This is a genomic window from aff. Roholtiella sp. LEGE 12411, from assembly GCF_015206995.1.
Taxonomy (GTDB): Bacteria; Cyanobacteriota; Cyanobacteriia; order Cyanobacteriales; family Nostocaceae; genus Komarekiella.
The window spans coordinates 18,076-32,701 of record NZ_JADEXR010000057.1; the positions used below are offsets into that span (position 1 = coordinate 18,076).

A 14,626-nucleotide genomic window follows, 5' to 3' on the forward strand; every position below is an offset into this window, starting at 1 on the left:
ATGTGAATGTCCTAGTAGTGCCAACAGCCCTGGTGGTGCGTCAAGAAAATGGCACAGGTGTATTATGTGGTAGAACACTATAACAGACCTGTGTTCACTCGCGTTGAAAGTGGACTTTCGGTAATTCCCCTGTATCTAACTTAACTGTGCTACGAGCCGATTTTCTAATAGCGTGTCATTTGTCAATAAGTCCTCAACGGTAATTCGCAAAAAGCGTTGTTCATCAACTTGAAAAAGGATCTTGATGCGATCGCTTCCTGGATATCCAGTTGGTGTAAGTTGGGCTATGGTTCTAGCACCTTCTTGATCATTGAGGGGTTTGACGGTGGTTTCGCCATTGTCAGAACGGCGAGTAATCAGGCGATCGCCATCAAAATAAACTTCGGTGCTACCTCTATCTGCTCCCAATTCTCCCATAATTAATTCAATACTCGGTTGATTTTCCAAAGACGCCCCCAAGACTAATTCCATTGGCTGACTCATTGGATACGCCTGTCCAGCTTTAATAATCGGATGCCATTTGTGGCATCCTTTACGGCTATCCCAGTAACGCACACCGTAACTATGGTAAAGAAAGTCTTTGATTTCTATGCCTTGAGTTAACTGTAATGCACCTTGGGCGATCGCTTCAAAAGGACGTTCGCAACGAATTTTCTCTGACTCAAAATACTGTTTTACCCATGTCTGCACTGCTGGTAATTGCACAGTACCACCAACTAACAACACTGCATTAATATCTGCAAGTTCTATTCCTTGGCGTCTTGCTTGCTGCGATAGTGTCGTCATCGACTCATCGAGTAGCTCAAAAAACGCGTGTTCTTTGAGGATATTTTCCAGAGTGTCGCGGTTTAGTTCCAGTTCATAGCTTTCAAATGTCTCATCGTCAAAATAAACTTCACTGGCTTGGTTTTGGGTTGATAGTTGAATTTTTACCTTTTCTGCTAGTCTTGTTGTTAGGGGACTTACCGCCAGTCCTTGAGTTTTGGCAAAGTAATCTACTAACCAATTATCAATATCAGTACCACCTAAATTTTGCCCAGCTTTTGCTAGTACGCGGGCAGTTTTTACCTTTTGCTTGGAATCTTCAGCCAAGGACTTATTACCCCACTTGAGAATAAATCCCAGGGGTTTGGTGTTTGCTTGCACACCTTGAGCCAACTGTACAAGAGATAAATCTAAAGTACCGCCACCAAAGTCAATTACCAAAAGAATTTCTTGATCTGCTAAGCCATAACCCAAAGCTGCTGCTGTGGGTTCATCTAGCATTCGCACTTGTTCGACAGGGAGAGATTGACAAATTTTTCCCAACCAATGACGATAAGTTTCAAAGCTGTCTACTGGTACTGTTAACACCAAAGAATCTAACCCACCTTCTAGAGGTACTAGTTGCTCAATCACCTTGGTGAGAAACCATTGTCCTACTTGTTCAAAGGTGATGATTTGCCCATCTAATTCGGGTAAGAAACCTTGGATATCTGCTCCGATACCGCGCTTGAAGCTGCGAAAAAATCGTGTTTCACCTTTGAGGTCAAAACCGCGATCGCGTACTTGTTGCCCTATTAAAACTTTACCCTGTGTTGCTTCTTCAACATAAACAAGGCTAGGAATCAGTGGCGGATTCAGACTTTGTTGAATTGATAACCCTGGTAGATTTAGGGTTTCTGGCTGTTGGGTTACAGGATTCCAGCGAGTAATGACTGTGTTGCTAGTACCAAAATCGATTGCGATCGCCATATTTTATTGATGATTTCGCGCCCAGATACAAACACTAGGGTGAAGACTGCCAATTGTGATTATTCTACATAACCCACCAAGAGCGCAAATGGGCGATCGCTTCTTCTTTGTGTTTGGCTTCAACTTCTATCCACGGTGCTTGATGGTAGACATTGGGCATAGCAGTAATCAAATCACTATGTTTTCTGTCATTGAAAGCCACTTCACCATTAGAAATATGTACTAACTGCCAATCTGGATTCGCCCAAGTTTCTCGCGCTGCGTAAAACATGTCTTTTACACTCGGATGATCGTAGCTATCTAGATTTTCGTGGCAAATATGGTGATGGGCATCGAATACCATCGGTACGCCAGCTTGTTGACACACTGCTAAAATTTCACTAGCACTGTAAGCGTATTCGTCATTTTCCAAAGTCAAGCGGCTTTTAATCGCTTCTGGTAATTCTGAAATTACCCGCACCAGTTGTTCGGTGCGTTGAGATTTGCCACCATGAATATTCATTAATGACCAAGGCGATCGCGGTAAACTCAATAAGTCAAATGTCCGCGCATGTCGTTCGAGAATTTTGATACTTGTTTGTACCACTTCGGCAGAATCAGAACTCAACACTACATATTGGTCTGGGTGCAGCACCATTCTAATGCTTAATGCTTGCGCTCGCTGACCAATTTCGCCTAAGTTAGCGCTCATTTCCTCTAAAATATTTGCGCCGATTTCGTCTTCCATGTCACTCAGAGGAAACAAACCAGAGGACATGCGATACAGCCAAATTCCGTTCTCCTGACAAAAGGACAGAGCATCATGCAAACGCTGTAAGTTATGTCCATATATTTCTCTTAGGGCACTTTCACGCTGACTTAGAGAGAGTTTCAAGTAGCGAGTACGCGTCATTGTCCGAAAGCGCACCTTTTTGTCAAAGGTGATGCAAACTAGCCCTAAGTGGGGCAAAGTGCTTTCTTGGCACTGCTGTGTATTAAGTAGATTTTGGAAATGAATTGCAGTCATTATTCAAGTTTATCAACTGTTGCCCTTCTTTAAGATCTAAGTAAATTGTGCAACTGAGTCATGAGTATCTAAAGAATGAAGTCCGAAATTTAAAGGATATAAACCCCGTCTATTTTGAAACCTGGAGTTTTTAAGGAGAGTGTATTATTCTCTTGTGGCTTGAATTCTGAGCTTTACTCTAATTCCAAAAAACTATGGTTTTCAAGGTAGACGCGGTTTAAATACCTGATACGCAACTTTTTTAGCCATAGCTATATGCGCGTTCGCTCAATGCTTGGGCTGCTATTTAAATACATCTGCCTTACGGAGTACTTTTTGTAATGCATCCATAAATGTTTATATGGCTTTGTAATGATTTAGTAATGAAATTATTGAAATTTTAGGCTAGGAAGCTCAGAACTCAAGCCATTGCTGTGCATCCAAGGTGACTTAACCAAAGGAGGAATGTCAACATTAGGAGATGTACCTGTAAGTAGGGAAGTCAAGAACCTGAAATATTTATTAATATAAAGTAAATTCAACGTCAGGAGTCAGAAAAGTTTTTACTAATCAATCGCCAGATTTTCCACAAACGGAGCATAAATTATGAACGACCAAAAACCATCAGACTCTAAACAATTTGTCGGAAATCTCAAGAATGGGATTTGGCTGTTTGGCCTTTCATCCTGGGTATTTGGCATTACTGATCGCAGTATTGCTTCATTTTCCGATGGCTATCTATCTGCTTTAGATCTGACGCAACTATTTACAGCAGCGACATTCTTTGTAGCGTGGCTATTTTTGAAACCGACATCCAAGGTTTAAGTAATTAAAAAGGCTAAAATTGAATAGCAGTCAGCATTCTGGCTAATGTATACAGGGTTAGATCATTAGTATACGTATCTGATTTTAATCCCATCGGACTAGCTCAACAAACAATACGTAGTCTCATAGATAATTTCAATTACTCCGCTTGCATGAGGACAGGATTCTGAGATTTCTAGAGAATAGGACTGTAGAAGTTAAATATTCAACGACTTCTAGAAGTGATGGAGGTGTACAGAATGAAAGCAATATTTCTCACAGCAGCAGCTTTACTTAGCACAGTAGCTCTAAGTGCTCCCATTCCTGTAAAAGCTGAAAGCACCACCAACCTCCGGCGCTTGCTAGAAACTAGAGAATGTTTTGGATGTGATTTAACAGGCGTGAACCTGAAAGGCGCTCACCTAATAGGTGTAGACTTGAGAAAAGCAAATTTACAGGGTGCTAATCTTGAAGGCGCTAACTTAGAAGGCGCTGATTTGCATGGTGCAAATTTGAAGTCTGCTAATCTTACAGAAACTTTTGCCAGTGGTACTAACTTTGAGAATGCCAATCTTACTAATGCCAATTTAACCGATGCTAATTTACACAGTGCTCAAGTAGACGGCGCTGTGATGATTGGCACTAATCTAAATGGTGCTGATGGGTTTGATATTAATCTTGGTGTTGGAGGAGGCGAGTGAGGGTTAAGAGTTTTCAGTTTACAAATTAAAAACTCTTAACTCTTAACTCTTAAGTTTTACTCTCCAGTAATAGATAATTCATCCACCCAAATTTTGGGACAAACACCTCCTGGAGTTAACTCCGCCTCTTTTTCGACAAAAATAATTGACTTCAATAGTTCCAAGAAATCGCCAGCAACTGTTGCTGACTCAATACTTGTCCTAACACCCTTGTTAACTAGCCAACCATCAAACGGCAAAGAAAATGAGCCTTGTAAAGACTTAACTCCAGCATGGAGAGCTTGTAAATCATCGATAAAAATCACATTCTCAGAAGTTTCTAGACTCAATTCCTGCTCAGGGGTTGCTGCCGAAAAAACATGATAAAAATTCGGACTAACATTGACTTTTGCGCCAATACTTGCGTTCCCAGTTGGCTGAGCATTCATCCTTTTAGCAGTTCCAGCACTGTGGAGAAAACCTGTCAAAACTCCTTTTTCAATCAGTGAAATCTGACGAGTGGGAGTTCCTTCACCATCAAAACTTTCTGCGCCTACATTCGCTGGATGTAATGCATCATCATAAACCGAAAGCAGAGGGGAAGCGATTGGCTTGCCTAAATCATCAGGAGTCGATAGGCTTTGGTTGTCCAGAATACTTTGAGCATTGAACAAGTTAGAAAAACCACCCAACAGGCTTAAGAAAGCCTCCGGTGAGAAAACAACTCTATATTTGCCAGTCTTGATTTTTTCATAGTTCAAGTGGCTGATAGTTTTCTCTGCGGTTTCTTTGATGCAACCATTAATGTCTAAATTATTTAAACTCCGGTTGATTCTAAAAGCGCCTGCACTGCGCGGTTTTTTTCCTTCTTCCTCAGTTTTGCTATAAAGATAAACCGATGCTAAGGAGTGAGATTCAATTCTGGCTGCGCCGTCGCTATTGAGATAGAACCTGTCAATATCTCTTTGCGCCAAACCATTATAAGGCACACCTTTAATTGCTGGATGAACTGCTAGTAATTCTTTTTCAGCAACCAATAGTTTTTCAATCAGTTCAGCAACAGGTGCTTGGGGTGCTTTGTCTTCAGGTTTATTTGCAATAGGAATAGTAGCCTCTGGACTAAAATCAGGTACATTTTCCTTAACGCCAAAAAAACTGGCTTCATAAGCAGTTTTTAAAGCTAATTCCAGCCCATTAGGGTCTACATCTGTGGTGCTGGTGACACCCATTGTATTGTCTTCATTCCAGACACGGACAGTAACACCAGAGCGATTTGAGGCTTTGACTTGTTTTGGCTCACCTTGATCCACTTGTACACTAGTTTCATCTACTGTTGAGCCATAAATGTCAAATTTTTTAATGCCAAGCTTATTAGCATTGTCCTTGGCATAACTTGCAATCTCGTTAATATTCGGCATAGTCAATTTTAGATTTTGGATTTTGCGAAAAGTCGAGCCAGTGCGTTCCTGTCGCCTTGCGTCGGAAAGCAACTGGCGTCGGAGCGCCGGCTTCCGGCGATCTGAACTTTTCAAGACGGATTTTGGATTGGAAACGAGTCAATTTTAGATGTTAGGTTTTGGATTTTGGATTTTGGGACTTGTATTTTTCTCGTAGTGTTTTGATTGACGCTACAGTCACTCGATTTTGGATTTTTGATTGACGATTTTGGAGTAACCTCTTCTTTAAAGAAGAGGCTTGAATGTTGATTTTTTTTGTTTTTTATCTCCAGAAATGGAGAGGCTTGAAACCTTTTTCTAGATTCTAGATTTAGATTTTAATCTCAAATCCAAAATCTAAAATCTAAAATTCTCTAGCGTCCACCTACGGTAATAGAATCGACTTTGATGTGGGGTTGTCCGACTGTAGTGTAAATACTGCCACTAACAGAGCCACAAAAACCGGGGGCAATTTCCAAATCTTGAGAACATAAGGAAATTTTGTTCATAATTTCCTTGGCTTCACCGATAAGGATGGCTCCCTTTAGCGGTTTAGTGATTTTGCCATTTTCAATCAAATAAGCTTCATCCACACTAAAGTTAAATTGACCTGTTGCGCCAACACTACCGCCGCCCATCTTTTTGCAGTAAATGCCTTTATCAACAGAGGCGAATAAATCTTCAATGCTATATTCACCAGAATCAATATAGGTATTACGCATCCGGCTAGCAGCGGCATAGGTGTAATTCTGGCGGCGTCCACTTCCAGTCCTGGGGTGTCCAGTGCGTGAGGAACCTGCTCTATCTGCTAAAAAGTTTTTGAGAACGCCTTTTTCAATTAATAGGGTTCTTTGAGCAGGCATACCTTCGTCATCCATGTCAATTGTGCCAAAAGCATTTTCAGCACGCCCTTCATCCCAGGCTGTCAAACTTTCGTGGGCAATTTTTTCGCCTTTTTTATCGGCAAAAGGGGTAGTATTGCGTTCAATTTGAGTGGTTTCCAGCAAGTGTCCACAGGCTTCGTGGAAGATGACGCCGCCAAAGTGATTCGCCATAATGATGGGGTAAGTGCCTGATTCCACGTAATCTGCATAGAGCATTTTCCCAGCGGATTCGGCTATTTGCTCGGCGGCTTGTTGATAATCCCAAGTTCTTAAAAAGTTAGCATCGCTAGTGTTACCAGCACGCTCACCGATGGAGGAGCGATTAGCACCATCAGCAGACAGGAGGTTAAATCCTACTGACTGGGTGAGGCGAATGTCACGAGCAAAAGTACCATCGCTGGCGGCGATTAAAACTTCTTGCCAATCCCGAAAATAAGTAGCACGGCGCGATTGGACATGACTAGCTTTTAGCTTGAGCTGGGCAGTACCATCAAGAAGGACTTCTCCCATTTCTCGGATGGAGCTACACAGCGTGAGCCATCCATCTTTGTTTCTTTTGGTGGCGTAGTCTCTCAATAACTCCAGGTTGATTTCTGGGATGAAAGCCTTGGGAGCAGGTAGTTGTAATCCTAGAATAGAAAGACCTTTTTCTAAGGCTGCTTTTAAACCGGAAAATGAAAGGTCATTGGTGCTAACGTAGCAGTCGGCTTTGCCGCGAAATACTCTGACCCCCGCACCTGTAGCTAGACTTGGTGAAATACTGGTGATGGCGTCGTCTTCTGCAAGACAGCTGATGTAGTTGCGACGCTCTAAGAATAATTCGATGAAGTCAGCGCCAGCGGCGCGTCCTAGTCCCAGGAGGGTAGCCAGAGGGGCTTCCCAGGTTTCATCGAAACGCTCTGGGGTGGAAGAGTATTGTAGGGTGGGAAGTTGGTTCGAGAGAATTAACGTACTTGTAAGCATGGGTAGCCTCGTCTGCTGGCGTAATCAGAGATTTGACTGAAAAATCCTGGTGTGTTCACTCTAGCAAATTTACCCAGATGACATCTGGGGTGGCTCTTTGAAAAGCAACTTGGTTCCAGCTACTTTGCTTGATTTCCTTTATTCATCTCACGCCTACGCAACTTTACCAAAATTCTGACTCGCCGCTTAAATGCTTCAAAGTCTTCAGCGCTCAATTTGGTTTTCTGCCACACTGGGCGTTGCATCAATCGCTCAGACCATTGATTCAGACTGGGGTAATTACTGAGATGGAAACCTAAAAGAGGTAATGAATGGATGGCTATTCCGGCGACAATATCAGCCAAGGTTAACTGATCACTGCCAAAAAAAGAGCGATCGCCCAGCACTGGAGTAAGAAACTGCAATACTTTATCTATATTCTGCTTTGCCTGTGCAAATTGCGGTGAGTCTTCACTTTCATAAATTAGTGCAATCACTTGCGGAAATAATTCATTTGCAGTTACCATTTGCACCATCCGCACTGTTGCTAATGCTTGAGGTTCGGTAGGTAGCATTGCAGGTATGGGATATTTACTTTCTAAATAATCCATAATTGCCAGAGATTCTACAATTTGAAAACCGTTATCTACCACAACTGGAATGTGATGGAAAGGATTAATTTTCAAAAAGTCTGATTGTAACTGATCACCATCTAAGTTAAGCAAAACTGGTTCAAAGGGAATTTCCTTTTCTAATAAGGTAATCCACACACGGCGAGCATTAGGCGAAAGGGGATTGTAGTAGAATTGGAGCATATAAAATTCCTGAATAAACTAATACTTTGATTTGTGCCATAGAGGATGTTTTAAAAGTTATCGGCGATTAGAATTCGCTACTACACAACCAAAGTCCACCTCCGCGGGCTAACACCAAATCAAGAATTTGTTAACCTGCAAAGGCAGGTTTTGTCTGGTGTAGCCAAGCCACTGCGTTGGTGTTAGCGTTCGCGCAGCGTCTCGTAGAGAAGCGGTAACGACGTAGGAGCGTCAAGGGTTCCCCGACTTGTAGTAAGTGGCGCGCGATTTCTAATGGCCAGATACATGAAAACGGACTTTTCAAACATCCTCATAGATTTAAAGATGACTTTCTATATATTGATTTAGATGATTCACTGCTCTTTGCATGTGAATCGAACTTCCATAGAGTTTGCTCATCATAATTGCTCCTTCTAAAGTTGCAGTGATGATGGTTGCAATTTCATCAGCATTCACTTCCGGGCGAATTTCACCCTTTTCAATGCCTGTTTCAATAATTCGACAAATCAGATTCAGCCAAGAGTTCATCACCTGTTGAGTGCGATCGCGCAGCGCAGGATGAGCATCATCACTCTCAACAGCAGTGTTTAGTAAGGGACAGCCTCCCTGAACTGGCGGGTTATCTACAAAACCACTAAATACGTTAATAATTGCTTGAAGCCGCTCAACTGCATGATGCTTGCTTCGCAATACGGATATATAATGCCTACTAACACATGCGATCGCAAAATCAAAAGCTTGTAATGCTAGATCATCTTTGCTCTGGAAGTGATTGTAAATTCCTCCTTTCTGCAATCCGGTGACACGCATAATATCTGACATAGACGAGCCTGCATAACCTTGTTGATTAAACAGATCCGCTGCTTGTTGGAGAATTTTGGTTTTTGTTTCTTCGCCTTTAGACATCAAAGCTTTTCCGACCGATTGGTCTGAATAAGATTAGCATAAGGTTTGCTTGAGAGTCAAGTCTAGGGCGTGTCATCTTGATGTACATCAATTGCCGTAAGGGTTTAGAGTTTTGCGCTCATGACTAGTCTAAACTCCAGCATGGCAAGGATTTGAGCAAGTGGTCAGAGTTGGGATTACTTGGGGTACTGTGGGGACTGCGGCATGAATTTTACCGGGAAAGGCTGCTTCCTTAGTTGATCAAGACTGCGATCGCCGAGGTTGCAGTTCCAGAACAAGTTTGTTGCCGACTTTGATGATCAACCAGAAAACTCCATCTGTAACTATGTATTGAGAATACGGCTAAATTATTAAATAACATTCCTACAGCCAACGATATTAGGTATCATCTCAATAAAGTTAATAATTTTGCGGAATTAGAGCCAAAAATAAATCAAGCATTGAAAAGTCTAATTCCTTTAGAATTAAAAGAAGGGTGTTTAAAAATATAGGATTCCTATTTGATTTTTGAAAGAACTGCGTACAACTCTAACTCCCTTTTTTCTCACTTCCCATTCCCTATCCCCTATCCCCCATTCGGTGTCTCTACAAGTCAGTTCACGAATCAAATCGGATTACTATAGCTATATAAATATTAAGCTGCTCAAGAAAGAGCGAGATATCATTTGGGCAGCGGCGGTGGCTGCATACAAAAATGGTGATTTCAGCGCAATTAGTGTTAAAAAATTGAGGCATCACATCTATCACAATGAAAACTAAAGCTCCTTTACCGCACGATTTTCTCAAAAACCAAAAAGTATCAGCCATTGTTGAAGCGTATTTTGAGTTCAATCATCTCAAACAACTCTATCGCCAAGGTTGGTTGCAGCGTGGTATCCCCTCTGGGAATTGCGAGAGTGTTGCTGAACATTCATTTTGCGTCACCCTCTTGGCACTATTTTTGGTGGAGTCTTACTTTCCTGAATTGGATAAGTGGAAAGTGATTTGCATGGCGTTATTACACGATCTTGGAGAAATTCATGCAGGTGACTTTACGCCTCTAGATAATGTGGAGGCATCAGAAAAACAGCGTCTCGAATGTATTTCTGTGGAAAAAGTTCTATCGAAACTGCCTGGTGGTTCAACTCACTTGGCGTTGTGGAAAGAGTTTTCAGCAGGAACATCACCAGAAGCTCGCTTTGTTCGCGAGATTGATTGTTTAGAGATGGGTTTGCAAGCCAGTGTTTATGGGCAACAAAATCTGGTTGATCCGAAAAGCTTCTTTGACTCTGCCCAGAAGGTTCAAAGTGACTCTAGGCTTCTACAGATATTGAAAGAATTAGAGTGCCTGAAAACATCTGATGATATGGAGCGAGGCTGAAAGCATTATTATTTCGATTTGATTTTTTCTTCATGTAATTTTTTATAAATTATTCGCAAGTTTTCCCTAACGCAAATCAGAAGTTTTTTGTAAACGTAATAATGTGTTATAAATCTGTCGCTTTAAATTATTATTATTTTGTGCTTCCATAGTAATTGTGTTGAAACGATCAATACTCAAACCATTATCTTCAACTATTTTTTGAGAGCGCGTACAGTAATTGACTGCAATCTCTTGAGCTTTCCTTGGAAGACCATTTATACTATTACCGTCGTTACAAACAATTTTGGGAATTTCTCCACTACCAATAAGTTTTTTAATTTCTTCAAAGGCGTGTTGACGATCTGGCTCCATTGCTAACACAGCTTGGGCGTAACTATTAATTTCAGTATTGTTAACTGGTGAAGTTTGAGCGTAAGCTTTTGAATTTAATAACAAAGTGCTGGAAATCACACTTGCAGTGGTTATTACGCCAAAAAGTAAGGATTGGGGAATAGTATAGGTATAGTGATGAGACAGCGCCGAAGAGAGAAGTTTGAGTATCGGTTTGGGGTGCTTAGAACTGCGAGCAGGGTTTTGTAAGCCAGGCGAGTGCGTTTCACTAAGATATTCTCGAATAGTACCTGTTAGCGCATTGGTAACGAGTTGTTGAGTGTTAGGACTTGTCGTCAAACATCGCTTTCGGTTAGGTTGAAAAAAGAAAGAGAAAATGTTACCCATAATAGTGTGTGAGACTGAACTGCAATAGGGATATGATAATAACTTTGAACTATTTCAGGAGTGGTAAGTTCCGGACAAAATTGAATCCATAGACTTCATATATTTATTGTCAACTTCCTCGGCATATTTGACACAGTTCAATAACTTTAGTTTGGAGTACTGGCATTTCTGAAGCTCCCTGCTTAAGACTTATTTCTAACTCCAGTAGTAGGGGTAAACAAGAGATTAGCTGTTCTACAGATAGAAACTTGACTTCTTGCTGTAAAAAGTAGATGCGTTTGGGATTACCTACATCAGCAGCTGAGGCGATCGCTTGTTGATTGTGCTCACCACTCTCTATCATGATCTTGACCCATAACCAGGTGCGAAATTGACCAATCAGTGTTAAAACTATCCGCAATCCAGGCTCGGAAGCGTTGATGAGTTCTGCCAATGTTCCCAGAGATTTAGCTGTATCCCCTGTTCTGATTGCTGCTGCTAATTGTAAGCTATTTTGGGTAGTATTTCTGACTAACTGTGTAACGGTAGCTACGTCTAAAGGCTTATTGCTACCTTCGGCATATAACCGTAATTTCTCGATCTCATTGTAGAGAAGCCGTGTATCGTTACCTACAGACTCTGCCAATAATTGGGCAGTCTTGGGAGTCAGCTTTACACCGACAGCAAGAGCCACTTGATTAACAGATTGCACTAACAATTCTGTCTTCCAGGGTGGGATCAGAGGAAATTCTCGGAATTCGGTAGCAAATTGTTTCAATAATTTCGTTGATTTCAGGCGTTCATCTGGTTTGTTGCGGTTGGTAAGCAATAAAAAAGAATTTTCCGGGATTAGTGGCAATGTTCGTACTAGTTCTGCTAATACATTGTCTGGACAGTGCTGGCAAAGAGTATTATTTATCAACCACACCAAGCGCCCACCAGCGCCAAAAGCTGGTGTCATTACTTGATTTAACCCTTGGATCGCAGCATCAGCTTGCTCTGAGGGAAATGAAGTGTAGTTAAAACTTGTCCATTGAGGATCGAGGACGCGATCGCGCACAAGAGCAACTGCTTTTTCTATAGCAAAATCGTCTTCACCCCAGTAAACATAAATCGGCATAGACAAACCTCGTGGAAAATAAGGAGAGTGGGGGAGTGGGGGAGTAGTTTTGAATTCTTGTCCTTCTCTTCCCTTTCCCTCTTCCTCCCTTCCTCTGACTATCAGCTTCCATCACACGAACAAAGCTAAATACTTTGGAAATCAATCTGTTAATTTGGGTAATTTTCCTTAAAATCTATCAAGTTAGAGCAAGAGGCTAAGAAGATTGGACGACAACTATCAAACTTATTTGAATCGGGTAGCAAGAATGACGCTACCAGAAGCCTACAGATCCCAAGTCCAGCATATCCAGGAATCTTCTAAATTTCAGCCACATTCTGGGGCGAGAATTGCAGCACCTTTTCCTGGCTATACGCTAATTACCCCATCTGCGGATGAAGAATCAGAAAACGCTGGTTTTTACGCCAAATTACAAGCTTACCAGCAGGAACTTTTGCAGTTGCCTGTAAACAGTGATTTGATTATTCCTGTACCTCCTGCTAGCTTTCATCTGACTTTGGCAGATTTGATTTGGGATAGTGCTTACCGTGATGCCGATGAAAAAAATCCTGAATTTGAGCAACAGTTACACTCTTGCTGTGTTGAAATATTTCGGCAATATCAACAATCCATGACACGCGAGACTAATCCAATTTACTGGCAAGTGCTAGGGTTGATAGTCATGCCAAGAGCTGTAGCTGTCTGTTTAGTACCCCAGGATGAACGCTGCTACGAGCAAATTATTCAATTTCGCCGCACAATCTATCAAAATCCGAAGTTAATTGCTTTGGGTATTGAACAGCATTATCACTTCACAGCTCATGTTACATTAGGATATTTTGGGGAAGTTTCACCAGATTTAGACCGGATCAATTTCAGCACTATGCTTTCTGGGTTGAATCAGCAATGGCTGTTAAATTCCCCAGAATTTTTGATTCACCGAGTCGAACTGCGGAAATTTGACAATATGACGCACTATTATCGTGAATCAGATTGGCCGAGTTTAGATTTTTAAAGGGGACTAGCTTATGGGGTGGGCATTATAATGCCCACTATACTTTGGTCTATTCGTAAAAAACCCGCTGAGCTAACTTTAACAGCTTCTAATTAATTGCTGTGATTGATAAATCAAATTAAGAGTTTTTGTAAATTCTCCGAATCAATAATTTCGCACCGACAAAGGGTGAAAGCTTTAAGTAATAACAGTTACTTTACCAGTTTCAATATCGTAACAAGCACTAACAATTTGTAGTTTGCCTTCAGTGATAAGTTTTGCCAAAATTGTTGAGCTTTCCTGTAATTTTTCAGCTTGATATTGAATGTTAGCTATAACAGCATCCTGAGTTGTATCATCTGTTGTTAGCTTTGCCCTTGCTAAAGATGGTTTAATGCCCTCAATAATCAAACTAATTCTGCCAGGAAGTGGCTCGTTTTTGATTGCTTCTGCTACTGCACCACATCTTCTATGGCCCAGAATCACAATCAATTGAGAACCTAATACTGCTGTAGAGTATTCCAAACTACCTATAATCGTGTCACTGACGACATTACCAGCGACTCTCACGACAAATAAATCCCCAAGTCCCTGATCGAAGACAATTTCCGCAGGTACTCTGGAATCTGCACAGCCCAAAATAGATGCAAAAGGATACTGAGCTTTTGCTATTAATTGCAAATGTTCCAGTGATTGATCAGGATATTTACGTTTTTGATGCAAGAATCTTTGATTACCATCCAGCAAGCGCTTGATAGCTTCGTTAGGACTTACTGGATTGGGGTTGTCTGGATGAACACCAGCAACAGCAGCTTGCTCTGTACTCCAAAGGCTATGGCCAAAAGCAGTAACCGTAATGCTTAGCACACTTGCCAACTTCAAAAAATCACGACGTCCTACAAATCCATTAATGCGACTCATTTATCTATCTGATAACAGGTTTGTCGTTGTCAGCAAGATATCAGATTTAGGCGGGATGCAAGAGTACTTTCTAACACGGTTTAAGAGTCATTTAATCTTCAGTTGTTAATTAAGCTGATACGCGTCTAGATCAAATATTATCGCGCTGAGGCTGTCCCAGATCAAGAGTCAAAAGTCCAAGCTAGCCTTTGACTGTGGACTTTTGACTCTTGACAACCTCAGCGCGAAATCTACAAGTTTATGGTTCTTCAGTACTTGTTATGCTAAACTAATAATTAAATTGCCAATTTAATAGACATCTAACTCTGAAATTTTCAAAATTTCTAAACCCATAACCAGAACGCTTAATTAGCTTAAGTTTGTTATT

The 14,626-nt window shown here is 41.3% G+C and carries 15 protein-coding genes; 5 read left to right on the forward strand and 10 right to left on the reverse strand.

The genetic code is table 11. The features are described 5' to 3' along the window. Positions 1-135: 135 nt before the first annotated feature. Positions 136-1,734: an Hsp70 family protein gene (locus IQ246_RS14685; protein WP_194004099.1), complete on the reverse strand. Its 1,599-nt coding sequence runs from the start codon at positions 1,732-1,734 to the stop codon at positions 136-138. A gap of 64 nt (positions 1,735-1,798) precedes the next feature. Further along, positions 1,799-2,740: a UV DNA damage repair endonuclease UvsE gene (gene uvsE / locus IQ246_RS14690; protein ID WP_194004100.1), complete on the reverse strand. Its 942-nt coding sequence runs from the start codon at positions 2,738-2,740 to the stop codon at positions 1,799-1,801. Between the two features lie 585 nt (positions 2,741-3,325). On the opposite strand from uvsE, the gene IQ246_RS14695 reads away from it, so the two are divergent. After that, positions 3,326-3,544 (forward strand): hypothetical protein, encoded by a 219-nt coding sequence (locus tag IQ246_RS14695; protein ID WP_194004101.1) that lies wholly within the window; start codon positions 3,326-3,328, stop codon positions 3,542-3,544. 239 nt (positions 3,545-3,783) lie between these two features. Beyond that, entirely contained in the window at positions 3,784-4,224 is a 441-nt protein-coding gene (locus IQ246_RS14700; protein ID WP_194004102.1) for a pentapeptide repeat-containing protein, read from the forward strand. Between the two features lie 56 nt (positions 4,225-4,280). Here the strand turns inward: IQ246_RS14700 and IQ246_RS14705 are convergent, their stop codons facing one another. The 4 genes from IQ246_RS14705 to IQ246_RS14720 all read right to left on the reverse strand — a co-directional run bounded on the left by IQ246_RS14705 (position 4,281) and on the right by IQ246_RS14720 (position 9,186). After that, a complete protein-coding gene (locus IQ246_RS14705) occupies positions 4,281-5,621 on the reverse strand; it encodes a TldD/PmbA family protein (RefSeq protein WP_194004113.1) in 1,341 nt (446 codons plus the stop codon). Positions 5,622-6,013: 392 nt separating this feature from the next. After that, positions 6,014-7,486, reverse strand: coding sequence for a TldD/PmbA family protein (locus IQ246_RS14710; RefSeq protein ID WP_194004103.1), 1,473 nt, complete (start codon positions 7,484-7,486; stop codon positions 6,014-6,016). Between the two features lie 119 nt (positions 7,487-7,605). Further along, a complete protein-coding gene (locus IQ246_RS14715; protein ID WP_194004104.1) occupies positions 7,606-8,280 on the reverse strand; it encodes a glutathione S-transferase family protein in 675 nt (224 codons plus the stop codon). A gap of 318 nt (positions 8,281-8,598) precedes the next feature. Then, positions 8,599-9,186: a TetR/AcrR family transcriptional regulator gene (locus tag IQ246_RS14720; protein ID WP_194004105.1), complete on the reverse strand. Its 588-nt coding sequence runs from the start codon at positions 9,184-9,186 to the stop codon at positions 8,599-8,601. Between the two features lie 507 nt (positions 9,187-9,693). Between IQ246_RS14720 and IQ246_RS14725 the strand changes: the two genes are divergently transcribed. Next, positions 9,694-9,945, forward strand: a complete 252-nt coding sequence (locus IQ246_RS14725) for a hypothetical protein (protein WP_194004106.1) — start codon at positions 9,694-9,696, stop codon at positions 9,943-9,945. Next, positions 9,935-10,546 (forward strand): HD family hydrolase, encoded by a 612-nt coding sequence (locus IQ246_RS14730; RefSeq protein WP_194004107.1) that lies wholly within the window; start codon positions 9,935-9,937, stop codon positions 10,544-10,546. Before IQ246_RS14725 ends, IQ246_RS14730 begins: the two co-directional genes overlap by 11 nt. A 66-nt stretch (positions 10,547-10,612) precedes the next feature. On the opposite strand, the gene IQ246_RS14735 is transcribed toward IQ246_RS14730, so the two are convergent. Continuing rightward, on the reverse strand, positions 10,613-11,089 hold the full coding sequence (locus tag IQ246_RS14735) for a DUF4168 domain-containing protein (RefSeq protein WP_370588502.1): 477 nt from the start codon (positions 11,087-11,089) through the stop codon (positions 10,613-10,615). A 286-nt stretch (positions 11,090-11,375) separates the two neighbouring features. Beyond that, complete coding sequence (gene holA, locus IQ246_RS14740) at positions 11,376-12,365, reverse strand: DNA polymerase III subunit delta (protein ID WP_194004109.1); 990 nt, start codon at positions 12,363-12,365, stop codon at positions 11,376-11,378. A 205-nt stretch (positions 12,366-12,570) separates the two neighbouring features. On the opposite strand from holA, the gene IQ246_RS14745 reads away from it, so the two are divergent. Next, the gene (locus IQ246_RS14745) at positions 12,571-13,359 is read left to right on the forward strand and encodes a DUF1868 domain-containing protein (RefSeq protein WP_194004110.1); all 789 of its coding nucleotides are present in this window, start codon (positions 12,571-12,573) and stop codon (positions 13,357-13,359) included. Between the two features lie 177 nt (positions 13,360-13,536). Here IQ246_RS14745 and IQ246_RS14750 read toward each other — a convergent pair whose 3' ends face one another. Both IQ246_RS14750 and IQ246_RS14755 read right to left on the reverse strand, forming a co-directional pair. Next, positions 13,537-14,259 (reverse strand): carbonic anhydrase, encoded by a 723-nt coding sequence (locus tag IQ246_RS14750; protein WP_194004111.1) that lies wholly within the window; start codon positions 14,257-14,259, stop codon positions 13,537-13,539. A 268-nt stretch (positions 14,260-14,527) separates the two neighbouring features. Next, positions 14,528-14,626: transposase (locus IQ246_RS14755; protein ID WP_194004112.1), on the reverse strand; the 99-nt coding region annotated here is incomplete at its 5' end.

Coding starts and splice junctions, on each gene's coding strand:
- IQ246_RS14685 (WP_194004099.1), bottom strand. CDS start 1,734: ATGGCGATCGCAATCGATTTTGGTACTAGCAACACAGTCATTACTCGC.
- uvsE (WP_194004100.1), bottom strand. CDS start 2,740: ATGACTGCAATTCATTTCCAAAATCTACTTAATACACAGCAGTGCCAA.
- IQ246_RS14695 (WP_194004101.1), top strand. CDS start 3,326: ATGAACGACCAAAAACCATCAGACTCTAAACAATTTGTCGGAAATCTC.
- IQ246_RS14700 (WP_194004102.1), top strand. CDS start 3,784: ATGAAAGCAATATTTCTCACAGCAGCAGCTTTACTTAGCACAGTAGCT.
- IQ246_RS14705 (WP_194004113.1), bottom strand. CDS start 5,621: ATGCCGAATATTAACGAGATTGCAAGTTATGCCAAGGACAATGCTAAT.
- IQ246_RS14710 (WP_194004103.1), bottom strand. CDS start 7,486: ATGCTTACAAGTACGTTAATTCTCTCGAACCAACTTCCCACCCTACAA.
- IQ246_RS14715 (WP_194004104.1), bottom strand. CDS start 8,280: ATGCTCCAATTCTACTACAATCCCCTTTCGCCTAATGCTCGCCGTGTG.
- IQ246_RS14720 (WP_194004105.1), bottom strand. CDS start 9,186: ATGTCTAAAGGCGAAGAAACAAAAACCAAAATTCTCCAACAAGCAGCG.
- IQ246_RS14730 (WP_194004107.1), top strand. CDS start 9,935: ATGAAAACTAAAGCTCCTTTACCGCACGATTTTCTCAAAAACCAAAAA.
- holA (WP_194004109.1), bottom strand. CDS start 12,365: ATGCCGATTTATGTTTACTGGGGTGAAGACGATTTTGCTATAGAAAAA.
- IQ246_RS14750 (WP_194004111.1), bottom strand. CDS start 14,259: ATGAGTCGCATTAATGGATTTGTAGGACGTCGTGATTTTTTGAAGTTG.